Origin of the sequence: Pseudoalteromonas sp. SR41-8, from assembly GCF_014163915.1 — a bacterium.
In the GTDB taxonomy this organism is placed as follows: Bacteria; Pseudomonadota; Gammaproteobacteria; order Enterobacterales; family Alteromonadaceae; genus Pseudoalteromonas; species Pseudoalteromonas rhizosphaerae.
On sequence record NZ_JACJEE010000041.1, the window covers coordinates 19,926 to 32,457 of the forward strand.

At 39.2% G+C, this 12,532-nt stretch carries 10 protein-coding genes; 5 read left to right on the forward strand and 5 right to left on the reverse strand.

Annotation, left to right across the window (positions count from 1 at the left end; genetic code table 11):
• Nucleotides 1-71: 71 nt before the first annotated feature.
• Genes H5162_RS19185 through H5162_RS19200 form a run of 4 tightly spaced genes read left to right on the forward strand, consistent with a single transcriptional unit; the run spans nt 72 to nt 5,731 of the window.
• The gene (locus H5162_RS19185) at nt 72-1,994 is read left to right on the forward strand and encodes a PrkA family serine protein kinase (protein ID WP_149982777.1); all 1,923 of its coding nucleotides are present in this window, start codon (nt 72-74) and stop codon (nt 1,992-1,994) included.
• A 30-nt stretch (nt 1,995-2,024) separates the two neighbouring features.
• Nucleotides 2,025-3,308 (forward strand): YeaH/YhbH family protein, encoded by a 1,284-nt coding sequence (locus H5162_RS19190; RefSeq protein WP_145242150.1) that lies wholly within the window; start codon nt 2,025-2,027, stop codon nt 3,306-3,308.
• A gap of 21 nt (nt 3,309-3,329) precedes the next feature.
• Nucleotides 3,330-4,844 (forward strand): SpoVR family protein, encoded by a 1,515-nt coding sequence (locus H5162_RS19195; RefSeq protein WP_145242153.1) that lies wholly within the window; start codon nt 3,330-3,332, stop codon nt 4,842-4,844.
• A 5-nt stretch (nt 4,845-4,849) separates the two neighbouring features.
• Nucleotides 4,850-5,731, forward strand: a complete 882-nt coding sequence (locus H5162_RS19200) for a universal stress protein (protein WP_145242155.1) — start codon at nt 4,850-4,852, stop codon at nt 5,729-5,731.
• Between the two features lie 118 nt (nt 5,732-5,849).
• On the opposite strand, the gene H5162_RS19205 is transcribed toward H5162_RS19200, so the two are convergent.
• Together H5162_RS19205 and H5162_RS19210 are read right to left on the reverse strand one after the other, a co-directional pair.
• Nucleotides 5,850-6,815 (reverse strand): diguanylate cyclase, encoded by a 966-nt coding sequence (locus tag H5162_RS19205; protein WP_182731944.1) that lies wholly within the window; start codon nt 6,813-6,815, stop codon nt 5,850-5,852.
• A gap of 4 nt (nt 6,816-6,819) precedes the next feature.
• Entirely contained in the window at nt 6,820-7,824 is a 1,005-nt protein-coding gene (locus H5162_RS19210) for a response regulator (RefSeq protein WP_145242159.1), read from the reverse strand.
• Between the two features lie 173 nt (nt 7,825-7,997).
• On the opposite strand from H5162_RS19210, the gene tpx reads away from it, so the two are divergent.
• On the forward strand, nt 7,998-8,579 hold the full coding sequence (gene tpx, locus H5162_RS19215; RefSeq protein WP_145242161.1) for a thiol peroxidase: 582 nt from the start codon (nt 7,998-8,000) through the stop codon (nt 8,577-8,579).
• A gap of 69 nt (nt 8,580-8,648) precedes the next feature.
• On the opposite strand, the gene adk is transcribed toward tpx, so the two are convergent.
• The 3 genes from adk to H5162_RS19230 all read right to left on the reverse strand — a co-directional run bounded on the left by adk (nt 8,649) and on the right by H5162_RS19230 (nt 12,236).
• Nucleotides 8,649-9,293, reverse strand: coding sequence for an adenylate kinase (gene adk / locus H5162_RS19220; RefSeq protein ID WP_064665952.1), 645 nt, complete (start codon nt 9,291-9,293; stop codon nt 8,649-8,651).
• Nucleotides 9,294-9,473: 180 nt separating this feature from the next.
• A complete protein-coding gene (gene htpG, locus H5162_RS19225; RefSeq protein ID WP_182731943.1) occupies nt 9,474-11,387 on the reverse strand; it encodes a molecular chaperone HtpG in 1,914 nt (637 codons plus the stop codon).
• Between the two features lie 135 nt (nt 11,388-11,522).
• Nucleotides 11,523-12,236: an RluA family pseudouridine synthase gene (locus H5162_RS19230; protein WP_145242687.1), complete on the reverse strand. Its 714-nt coding sequence runs from the start codon at nt 12,234-12,236 to the stop codon at nt 11,523-11,525.
• Nucleotides 12,237-12,532 lie beyond the last annotated feature (296 nt).

Consider the following 12,532-nt stretch of genomic DNA (forward strand, 5'->3'; position numbering starts at 1 on the left):
AGCTTTAAATAACCTTTGCTTCTTTTTTAATTTGTAAGCACCTAGTTTAAGCAGGTTTTTCGGAGGTTTCCATGAGTATTTTTGAGCATTACCAAGCACGATACGAGGCGGCACAAGAAGAAGAGTATAGTATCGCTGAGTTCTTAGAGATTTGTAAAACTGATAAATCGGCTTATGCCAGCGCACCAGAGCGATTATTAGCGGCCATTGGTGAGCCAAAAATGATCGATACTTCAAAGGATGCACGGTTAAGTCGATTATTTTCAAACAGAGTAGTAGCACGTTACCCTGCCTTTAATGATTTTTACGGTATGGAGGATGCGATTGAACAAATCGTTTCTTACCTAAAACATGCCGCGCAAGGCCTTGAAGAATGTAAACAAGTGCTTTATCTACTTGGACCTGTTGGCGGTGGTAAATCATCGATTGCCGAAAAGCTAAAATATTTAATGCAACAAGTGCCTATTTACTCAATTAAAGGCTCACCGGTCAATGACCACCCGTTGGCGCTTTTTGATCCTAATGAAGATGCTGAGCTGATGGCAAAAGAATACGGGATTAAGCCCCGTTACTTAAAAACTATTATGTCACCATGGGCCACTAAGCGCTTATCTGAATTTAATGGTGATATTAGCCAGTTTAAAGTGGTAAAACGCTACCCCTCTATTTTAAATCAAATTGCTATTGCAAAAACTGAACCTGGGGATGAAAACAACCAAGATATTTCCGCTTTAGTCGGTAAAGTTGATATTCGCAAACTAGAACATTTTGCTCAAAACGATGCTGATGCTTATGCTTATTCCGGTTCATTATGTCTTGCAAATCAAGGTTTAATGGAATTTGTTGAGATGTTTAAAGCGCCAATCAAAGTATTGCATCCGCTTTTAACAGCCACGCAAGAGGGAAATTATAATGGCACCGAAGGTATTAGTGCACTGCCCTTTAATGGCATGATTTTGGCTCATTCAAACGAATCAGAATGGCAGACCTTTAAAAACAACAAGAACAATGAAGCCTTTTTAGACCGTGTTTACATCGTCAAAGTGCCGTATTGTTTACGTGCATCTGAAGAGGTAAAAATCTACGACAAGCTATTGGAACATAGTGAATTATATAATGCTCCTTGCGCGCCAGGCACACTGGAAACATTGGCAAAATTTACCACGCTATCACGGTTAAAAGATCCAGAAAACTCTAGTATCTACTCAAAAATGCGGGTATATGACGGCGAAAGCTTGAAAGACACCGATCCTAAAGCTAAATCGTATCAAGAGTATCGAGATTATGCCGGTGTAGATGAAGGCATGACCGGACTATCAACTCGGTTTGCATTTAAAATTTTATCGCGCGTGTTTAACTTTGACACACTTGAGGTAGCGGCAAACCCAGTGCATTTATTTTATGTATTAGAGCAACAAATTGAACGAGAGCAATTCTCTGCCGACGTTGAAGAACGCTACTTAAGCCACTTGAAAGGCTATTTAATCCCGCAGTATGTTGAGTTTATTGGTAAAGAACTGCAAACAGCTTATTTAGAGTCTTACTCTGAGTACGGGCAAAACATTTTTGACCGCTATGTCACTTATGCTGATTTTTGGATCCAAGACCAAGAGTATCGCGACCCTGATACCGGCCAGCTATTCAACCGCGAAGCATTAAATGCCGAACTTGAAAAAATTGAAAAACCAGCAGGCATTTCAAATCCAAAAGATTTCCGTAACGAAATCGTTAATTTTGTATTGCGTGCACGGGCGCACAACAATGGTAAAAATCCATTGTGGACCAGCTATGAAAAACTGCGCACTGTGATTGAGAAAAAAATGTTCTCCAATACTGAAGAACTATTACCCGTTATTTCCTTCAATGCGAAAACATCCGCAGAAGATCAGAAAAAACATGAAGATTTTGTCAATCGTATGGTGGAAAAAGGATATACCCAAAAGCAAGTTCGTTTGTTATCAGAGTGGTATTTACGCGTGCGTAAATCGCAATAACACGCAGCTGTGTATTTTTAGGGGGTCTTTATGGCGCATTTTATAGACCGTCGCCTGAACGGTAAGAATAAGAGCACGTTAAATCGTCAACGCTTTATCAGGCGCTATAAAAAACAGATCAAAGAAGCGGTGTCAGATGCAATAAATAAACGCAGTGTCACTGACTCCAGTAGCGGTGAGAGTATTTCAATTCCGCAACGGGATATAAGTGAACCTACTTTCCATCAAGGTAAAGGGGGCGATAGAGAACAAATTCATCCTGGTAACGATCAGTTCTCAACCGGTGATAAAATTAAACGCCCGCAAGGTGGCCAAGGTGGTGGAGCCGGCGAAGGTGAAGCGAGTGACTCTGGTGAAGGAGAAGATGACTTTGTCTTCTCGATTTCTAAAGATGAGTATCTAGACTTACTGTTTGAAGACTTAGAACTGCCAAATTTACAGCAAAACCAGTTAGACAAACTCGTGCAAATGAAAACTCATCGTGCTGGTTTTTGTAGTGATGGTATGCCGAGTAATATTGATATTGTGCGTTCACTTCAGGGCTCACTTGCAAGGCGTGTTGCGATGAGCGCGGGTAAAAAGCGTCAATTAGCAGAGCTTGAAGCACAGCTTTGCCTATTAATGGCTGAGCCTGAACCTGATATAGCTGCTATTGCATTAATGGAGCAAGAAATCGCCGCATTACAAAAACGCATCAGTGCAGTGCCCTTTATTGATAATTACGATTTGCGCTTTCGTAACTATGAAAAACAGCCTCATCCAACTAGTAAAGCGGTGATGTTTTGTATTATGGATGTGTCGGGCTCGATGGATCAAGCAACCAAAGATATGGCAAAACGTTTTTATATTTTGCTTTATCAATTTTTGACCCGCAGTTATAAAGACATTGAAGTGGTGTATATTCGCCATCATACCCAAGCCAAAGAGGTCGACGAACAGGAGTTTTTCTATTCCCAAGAAACTGGCGGCACAATTGTCTCCAGCGCACTGAAGTTAATGAATGAGATAATTACCGAGCGTTATAACGCTGGCGAGTGGAATGTGTATGCAGCACAAGCCTCTGATGGCGACAATTGGGCAGATGACTCTCCCCAATGCTCAGAGATCTTACGCAACAAGTTGCTCAGTACCATTCGCTATTACGCTTATATTGAGATCACTACCCGCGCCCATCAGAGCCTATGGCGTGAGTATCAAAATATTTGTCAAACTCATAATAACTTTGCTATTCAACATATACGCAATGTTGAAGATATTTACCCTATTTTCCGTGAGTTATTCAAGAAGAGTCGTCAACACCAAGGGGCAGCCTAGGCTGTACAGCGAGGTATTTATATGACCAATAAACGAATGAGTGATGGGCCAGATTGGACATTTGAATTACTACAACAATACCAAGACGAAATTGCGCGGGTTGCTGAACATTATCGCCTCGATACTTATCCTAATCAGATTGAAGTGATCACCGCAGAACAAATGATGGATGCCTATTCCAGTGTTGGTATGCCTATTGGCTATAGTCACTGGTCTTATGGTAAAAAATTTATTCAAACTGAGCAAAATTACAAACGCGGACAAATGGGATTGGCTTATGAAATTGTCATAAACTCGAATCCTTGTATTGCTTATTTAATGGAAGAAAATACCCTTCCAATGCAGGCTTTAGTGATGGCGCACGCTTGCTACGGGCACAACTCGTTTTTTAAAGGTAATTATTTATTTAAAACATGGACTGATGCCAGCTCTATTATTGACTACCTATTATTTGCAAAAAATTATATTGCTCGTTGCGAAGAAAAACATGGCATTGATGAAGTCGAAAACCTAATCGATTCATGCCATGCACTTATGAATTACGGTGTTGATCGTTATAAACGCCCACAGCAAATATCTTTATTTGAAGAACAAAAACGCCAACAAGAGCGCGAAGATTACTTACAATCACAAGTGAACGAACTTTGGCGCACAATACCTTCACATCAACAGGAAACTAAAAAACACGAGCGTCATTTTCCTTCAGAGCCACAAGAAAATATTTTGTATTTTATAGAAAAAAATGCGCCATTACTGGAATCTTGGCAACGAGAAATAATTCGTATTGTGCGTAAAATCTCACAATATTTTTATCCTCAAAAGCAAACCCAAGTAATGAATGAAGGCTGGGCAACGTTTTGGCATTATACTATTTTGAATCACTTATATGATGAAGGGAAACTCACTGACTCATTCATGTTAGAGTTTTTACAAAGTCATACTAATGTTGTGTATCAGCCCCCTTACAATAGTAATTATTATTCGGGTATTAACCCTTATGCGCTGGGTTTTAATATGATGGTGGATATCCGCCGTATTTGTGAAAACCCTACCGAAGAAGATAAACAGTGGTTTCCAGAATATGCCGGGAGCAACTGGTTAGATACGCTGCACTTTGCAATGGAAAACTTTAAAGACGAAAGTTTTATTAGCCAATTTTTATCACCCAAACTTATTCGTGACTTTAAATTATTCACTATTATCGATCATGAAAAAGATCCGAATCTACAAGTTGGTGCGATTCACGATGAAAGCGGCTATCACGCGGTACGGACTGCGCTCTCAGCACAATATAACCTCAGTAATCACGAACCCAACATTCAGATCTATGATGTTGATATTAGAGGTGATCGCTCTTTAACCTTGCGCTACGTGCCACATCAGGATATTCCACTGGCAAAGTCTCACCATGAGGTATTAAAACACCTTTACAGACTATGGGGCTTTAAGGTAAAACTGGAACAAGAGTCAACCTCTGGCGAATTGAATATACTCGGGCAATGTCCATCAGATGATTCACGCCATACAACAGAGTGAATAGAATGGATAAAAAGCTTCTCGTACTAATTGATTCAGTAGAATTTGCACGTACTGCTATTTTGCACGCGAAACACAAAGCAATTGGTAAGCAAAAACATATTGATATCGTCGCCTTTGCCTATGAAAGTGCTGGTAATATTTTGTTCTCGCCGCCAGCTGAACAATTGCAAGTAATTCAAGAAACAAGGTTGGCTACTCTCAAAAAAGAATTAGTACCACTACTTGAAAGCGAATTGTCAGAATCAGATTATTCATTAAATATTATTTGGCATGAGGCACCTGAGCAATGGTTAGCCAATGAGAGTGACTTTGAAAATTATGAGATGGTGATAAAAACGCGCCATATTGACGAGCATTGTCAATTTAGTGAACTTGACTGGCAGTTGATCCGCTTTACCCCACTACCACTTTATTTAGCTGCGGATAATACCTGGCGCAATAACACCAATGTGTTAGCTGCGCTTGATTTAGGTAGCGAAAAAGCCACTAAATACAAACTAAACAAAGATATAATTGAAACTGGTTTAGCTTATTCTAAGCATTATGACTGTCAGTTTTATACTTGTTATACCGTTCATGTATCCCCAATTTTAAGAGACTTAGGCATTGTATTTTCAGACGAACAAGTACTGAATGCTTTTGACAAACTACCTGTCATTCAACGTAATTTAATTATTGAGCACGATATAAAAAATAACCTTCATATAAAAGCGGGCCTAGCCGAGCAAGTGATCCCAAGTATTGCAGCTAAGCTTAGTGCCGGTCTCGTGATCATGGGCTCAGTAGGCAACATAGGTATAAAAGGTAAGTTAATTGGCAATACCGCTGAAAAAGTTATGCGGTTACTAAAAACAGACTTGCTTATTTTGCCACCTGAATGCTAGATACCTGCTGGCGATAGCATAAAAAATGACGCATTTTGCGTCATTTTTTATGCCTATTCAAAGCAACTTAATTTAAACTTTTGCTATTGTGTCGCGAGGGTATTTATACTCATCAAGGTTAACTCAAATCTTTATATGCAGTAATACAATTTCTGCCATTTTCTTTTGAAAAGTAAAGTGCCTTATCAGCCGCTTCAATCCATTTTTCATAACGTTCGAATTCATCTTGAAAACAGGCAAAACCAACACTAACAGTCACTTTAATTTGCTGTTCGTCAAAGTAAATGGATGAGTTTTCAATTAAACTACGCAAACGCTCAGCAAATATCTCAGCACCTTTGTGATCCGTGTCTAATAACGTTACTGCAAATTCTTCGCCGCCATAACGACCTGCGATGTCTGTTTCACGTAATGTTTTACGCAGTAAATCAGCAATGTTACGCAGTGCTTCATCGCCACAACGGTGCCCATGTTCATCATTTACTTTTTTAAAGTGATCGATATCAAACATCAATAAAGTACTTGTGCCACCACTGCGTTTGATCCTAAGAAATTCTTTTCGTAGGGTATCTTCCCAATGACCTCGATTAGTCAATTTTGTTAGTGCGTCCGTTTGACTCACTTGTTCAAGTTTACGATTTACTTCTTCAAGTTCTTTTTTATTCACTGCCATATCAGTTACATCATAAAGAATGATACAAATATGGCCAACTTCTCCCATCGTATTTGATAGAGGAATAAACGTAGCGTTTTGAAACATATGGTCTGCTTTACCCGTGATTGGACGGTAATTTTTAAAGCGGAAAATATATGGCTGCTGTTCCCAAATAGTGAATGAACGGTTTTTCAAAATAAACACTGATTCTGACTTACTACGAAACCACTTTTCATCAATTGATGGAAATAAATCAAACAAGTCTTTATCTTTTACAGCGCTGGGTAACATACCTGAATGGTTTTCCATAAAACCATTCCAAATACACACTTTATAGTCCCTATCTAACACCACTAAACCAACATCTACGGTATTAAACATATCCATTAACCAATGGATTTCATTCATATTAAAATCAGCAGCAGGCATAATGTTAGTCTTCTAATAGGTAAGCAACTTTGTATTTCAAAGTTTTTAGTGAGTCTTCGGTAAATAATAGCATCAAGTCACAGTTAATATTGTGGTTCTCAATACCATAGCTAATTTCTATTGCCAGAGTACGTTGCCAGCGTGATTTGTTTGCTTTAACTAAATCAGATACATCACAATGTTGGCCTAACACCACCGGATGTCCTTGGCTAAAAGTCATATCTAATTGGCGAGATAATCCCGTTAAGATTGCACCAATCAGGATATTACTAATATCCATTAATAACTCCAGCTCAATTTTGTTAGTGAGCTCCCCTTCATAATTCATCAAGGACGCAATTTCTTTAAAGCTAGAATCATTTAGAAGTAACAATGCCTCACCGGATACACCACCACCAATAAAACCTTGGCACACGCCTGACGTTGTTGCATTGGCATCAATTGATCGCAGTGCCATATCAAGTTCATTAACTTCGAGAATATTGACATTAGGAATAGGCAGTTCAACAAATACATTTAATAGCCGTGCTAATAAGTCTCCAGCCTGCCCCATTGCCACGTTAGTCAGCTCTTGGTATATGTCTCTGACATCTGGGTCAACTTGCTCACCTAAGCGGTGTGAGAGCCGCTCACGCATTGCTTTATCTTTAATTCCATGGTGTTCGATAATATCGGCAAGCTTTTGGGCATCACATGGTTTTTGGATAAAGTCTATCGCGCCAAGTTCGATTACCCGTTGATGCGCATTGGGCTGAATATCGCCAGAGACAACAACGGTTAATATATCCAAGTTTTGCTCTTGAATCGCTTGCAGTACTTCGTAGCCATCCATTTGCGGCATATTTAAATCGAGAAATAAGATTTCCGGGTTTAACGCTTTAATTTGCTTAATACAATGCACGCCATCTTCAGCAAACTCAACTTTAATATCCCAATCATCGGGCAACGAACGAGCTAACTGACGGCGCGCAAGCTTAGAATCATCACAAATTAGTACCGATGTTGACATAGTCTCTCTCTGATTGCTTTTATTTTTATTAGTAAAAATGTAAACATTTATTACTGCTTTATGTTAATCAATGTAACCATACATTACAATTTTAAATTTCATTAAACTCTTGGTGTCCATGGATGATTATAATACACTCAGCCTAATTGCGTTAACTCTAAAGGAAATACCTTATGCTCCGATCACTCACTTTTGCTTTAAGTGCCTTTTGTTCAATGGCTTTTGCCGCCGATATGACCGAAAACACGCTTGATGCGGGAAAAGTATCAGCACAATCTAAGCCAATCACTTTATTAGGACAAGGTGTAAAACTAGGCGATAAAGCACCAGACTTTAAAGTGGTTGATGGCTCATTCACGCCAATTACTTTAGCCGATTACCAAGGTAAAGCCGTTTTAATAAGCGTTGTTCCAAGTCTGGATACTGGTGTTTGTAGCATTCAAACCAAGCATTTTAACGAAAAGGTTGCATCGCAATTTCCAAATATAGCCATGCTCACCATTAGTGCTGATTTACCGTTTGCACAAAAACGTTTTTGCAAAGCCGAGAACATAGATAAAATTACTGCTTTATCTGATTCAGTATGGCGTGACTTTGGTCAAAACTATGGTCTGATCATTAAAGATATGGGTCTGCTTACACGAGCCGTATTTGTATTAGATGCAAGTCATAAAGTTGTTTACAAGCAGTTAGTAGCTGATTTATCAACAGAGCCAAAGTATGACCCAGTTATAAGTGCTTTAAACGCATTGTAATTTATTGCGCTCGAGTACATTACAATGATAAAAAAACCGCCAATCGGCGGTTTTTTATTGATTGAATTATCAACCCAATAATTCAGCAAGTTGCTGATTAACAGCTTCAACAGCTTGGGTACCATCTAGTTTATGATATTGCGTATTGCCCGCTTGCGCTTCCGCTTGGTAATAATCAACCAATGGCATTGTTTGCTCATGGTAAATACCTAAACGTTTACGTACTGTTTCTTCTGTGTCATCAGCACGGATGATCAGATCTTCACCTGTAACGTCGTCTTTACCTTCCACTTTTGGCGGATTGTAAACTACGTGATAAACACGGCCGGAACCTGGGTGAACGCGACGTCCTCCCATGCGGTCAACAATAATTTCATCAGCCACATCAAACTCAATAACGTGATCAACAACTACGCCATTTTCTTTCATTGCATCAGCTTGTGGGATGGTACGTGGGAAACCATCTAGTAAAAAACCTTTTTCACAATCAGCTTTAGTAATACGCTCTTTAACAAGACCTATGATGATGTCATCAGAAATTAACTGACCTGCATCCATTACTTTTTTCGCTTCAAGACCCAGTGGTGTGCCTTCTTTAATTGCAGCACGTAACATATCACCAGTTGAAATTTGTGGAATACCGTACTTATCCATCAAAAACTGAGCTTGAGTGCCTTTACCTGCACCCGGCGCGCCCAAAAGAATAATGCGCATATCATTGTCCTCGTTTGATACTGATTTTACAAAAAGCATATCAGTATGATTTATTATAAAGCTTGAATTCTTCCATAAGCGCCGCAGATACTCAAGCAACTTATACCAATTGACTACGTTGAGATCATAAAAAAAGGGAACCGAAGTTCCCTTTTTATTAAAATGTTAGTTTTTGAGCAATTACTTACTCAAATCTAACATTAATTTATTTAAGCGAGTCACAAAACCTGCTGGATCTTTTAATGTACCGCGCTCTGCAAGCAAGGCTTGATCAAGCAGTACATGTGACCACTGTGCAAATTTGTCTTCGTCTTGTTCAACATTTAAATGCTTAACAAGTTGATGCTCAGGGTTAAGCTCAAAAATTGGTTTTGCTTCTGGGGCAGCTTGACCTACTGATTCCATTAGCTTTTGCATTTGTGAGCTCATGTCGTTGTCATCAGCGACCACACAGGCTGGTGAGTCAGTTAAACGATGCGTAAAGCGTACATCTTTAACATTATCGCCAAGTGCTGTTTTGATGCGCTCAACTAAGCCTGCAACTTCTTTTTCAGACTCTTCTTGCGCTTTTTTGGTCTCTTCATCATCTAAGCTACCTAAGTCTAGGTCACCACGGGTAATTGACTTAAATGGTTTTTCAGCAAACTCGGTTAAGTGGCTCATCATCCACTCATCAACACGGTCACTCATCAACAGTACTTCGATACCTTTCTTACGGAAGATCTCTAGATGTGGAGAGCTTTTCGCCGCAGTGAATGAATCCGCAACAACGTAGTAAATCGCGTCTTGGCCTTCATTCATACGCTCAACGTATTGCTCTAATGAAACGTTTTGTGCTTCTTCATCAGTATGTGTTGATGAGAAACGCAGTAACTTAGCAATCGCTTCTTTATTCGCTGCATCTTCTGCTGGACCTTCTTTGATCACTTGACCAAATTCATTCCAAAATACTTGGTAATCGTCGGCTTTATTTTTCGCCATACGCTCAAGCAGTTTTAAGGTACGTGACGTACAACCTTTGCGGATTGCTTGCGTTACTTTGTTATCTTGTAAAATTTCACGTGATACGTTCAACGGTAAATCGTTTGAATCAAGTAAACCTTTTACAAAGCGTAAGTAGCTAGGCATAAATTGCTCAGCATCATCCATTACAAATACACGTTGTACATATAGCTTTAAGCCACTTTGACGGTCACGATTCCATAAATCAAATGGTGCTTTTTTAGGAATATACAGTAAGCTTGTGTATTCAGTTTTACCTTCAACTTTGTTGTGAGCCCAGCTCAGTGGATCTTCCCAATCATGGCTTACATGCTTATAAAATTCTTTATATTCTTCATCAGATAGCTCTGATTTATCACGCGTCCACATTGCTGTGGCGCGGTTAATGCTTTCCCACTCACCAGGTACGGCTGGAATTTTCTCGCCATCTTCACCTTCTGACTCAGGCACTTCGGCTTTGTACATTTGTACTGGTGTTGAAATATGATCCGAGTACTTAGTTACAATACTACGTAGGCGCCATTCATCAGCAAACTCTTTTTCATCTTCACGAAGATGTAAAGTAATTTCAGTACCACGGCCTGCTTTTTCAATTTCTTCTAGCGTGTATTCGCCCTCACCTTGTGATTGCCATTCAACGCCTTTTTCTTCACCGGCTTTGCGAGTACGAACAGTCACTAAGTCTGCAACTATAAATGCAGAGTAAAAACCAACACCGAACTGACCAATTAGTTGCGAATCTTTGCTTTGGTCGCCAGTTAAGTTTTTGAAAAACTCAGCAGTGCCTGATTTAGCAATAGTCCCTAACGAGCTGATCACTTCATCACGAGTCATACCAATACCGTTATCAGAAATAGTTACGGTATTTTTTTCTTTATCGGCACTGATACGTACACGTAAGTCTGCGTCACCTTGGTATAGTTCACCATTTGAAAGTGCTAAAAAGCGTAATTTATCAGCTGCGTCTGAGGCATTTGACACAAGCTCACGTAAGAAAATTTCTTTATTAGAATAAAGTGAGTGAATCATTAAGTTTAATAGTTGTTTAACTTCTGTTTGAAAGCCTAATGTTTCTTTTTGTGCTGCAGTCATTTATATATCTCCAATTTGCAAAGTGTCTGCGTTATGCACTTAATATGGGGCGCGGTTTGTTAACTTCAAGTCAAAAGAGCAAAAAAGTAAGCCATAGCAAGATAAACACGGAAGTTAAGTTGTTTTTTCTTACAATCAAAATGGCTGTGGGCAATGTAGGTGCGTTTGCTTGGAGCTTCGAGGGTGTACAAAAAACAGATCGCTGGCATGTAATTGTAAGCGCTCAGCCAGTTGTTGGCTATGTTGGTTTTTATACAGATCACAGCCAATAATTGGGTGCCCAATGCTGTGACTGTGTATACGTAATTGATGTGTACGCCCCGTCACAGGGGTAAATTGCACTAAAGTACGCGGCGGTGATGTTAAGCGCTGTAATACTAAATAGTCACTGACGGCAGACTTACCCGTCACATTACAAATTTTAACTAATGGAAAGAGTAACTTATCTTTGACTATTGCAGCGTTTATTTGACCTACGTCATTTAATAACCAGCCATCCAACATGGCTATATAGTGTTTTTTTATTGTCCCTGATTGAAACTGCTTATTAAGGAGCTTAGTTGATTCAGGGTTAAGGCCTACAATCATAATACCTGAAGTACCATAGTCTAATCGATGCGGCAATTTAGCTGTCGGAAATGCGGCAGTCAGACCTGGCTGCCCATTCACTAAACGATAATGCACAGAATCCCAATTGGCCGGATTTTTACCAGATAAACTCAGTAAGCCACTGGGTTTATTGATCAATAAAATATCATCGTCTTTATATAAAATTTCCACATGCTCATGACAAACCGATGCAATAAAGTCATCGACAATAGAATGCTGTGGCAAATTTATATTAGACATTATTTCTCTCATTATTGATTTTATAAAAACGTTGCGACATTAGTATCTTGAAACTAGTTAAATTTCTATCATACACAAAAAAGTCGGTATGCTGCGCTGTAGTTTGGCTTTTAACTATAAAGGGCACTAGTTTTCAAGATTAGAAAATGGCAGTGAACGCATGTCGAAGGTTAATACCAATCGTGTTAAGTTACTGACCATTTATAGCGACAGATAAATACAGTGATAACAAGGCGTAAATTTTGACATGTAGTTGTTCTACTTGAAAAAATTATAACGCAGTTAGCGCTTTATTT

Bases quoted from the DNA above. Each gene is read 5' to 3' on its own strand.
- H5162_RS19210 (WP_145242159.1), bottom strand. From the start codon at position 7,824: ATGTCAACATCGGTACTAATTTGTGATGATTCTAAGCTTGCGCGCCGT.
- H5162_RS19205 (WP_182731944.1), bottom strand. From the start codon at position 6,815: ATGCCTGCTGCTGATTTTAATATGAATGAAATCCATTGGTTAATGGAT.
- H5162_RS19185 (WP_149982777.1), top strand. From the start codon at position 72: ATGAGTATTTTTGAGCATTACCAAGCACGATACGAGGCGGCACAAGAA.
- H5162_RS19190 (WP_145242150.1), top strand. From the start codon at position 2,025: ATGGCGCATTTTATAGACCGTCGCCTGAACGGTAAGAATAAGAGCACG.
- H5162_RS19230 (WP_145242687.1), bottom strand. From the start codon at position 12,236: ATGTCTAATATAAATTTGCCACAGCATTCTATTGTCGATGACTTTATT.
- adk (WP_064665952.1), bottom strand. From the start codon at position 9,293: ATGCGCATTATTCTTTTGGGCGCGCCGGGTGCAGGTAAAGGCACTCAA.
- tpx (WP_145242161.1), top strand. From the start codon at position 7,998: ATGCTCCGATCACTCACTTTTGCTTTAAGTGCCTTTTGTTCAATGGCT.
- H5162_RS19200 (WP_145242155.1), top strand. From the start codon at position 4,850: ATGGATAAAAAGCTTCTCGTACTAATTGATTCAGTAGAATTTGCACGT.
- htpG (WP_182731943.1), bottom strand. From the start codon at position 11,387: ATGACTGCAGCACAAAAAGAAACATTAGGCTTTCAAACAGAAGTTAAA.
- H5162_RS19195 (WP_145242153.1), top strand. From the start codon at position 3,330: ATGACCAATAAACGAATGAGTGATGGGCCAGATTGGACATTTGAATTA.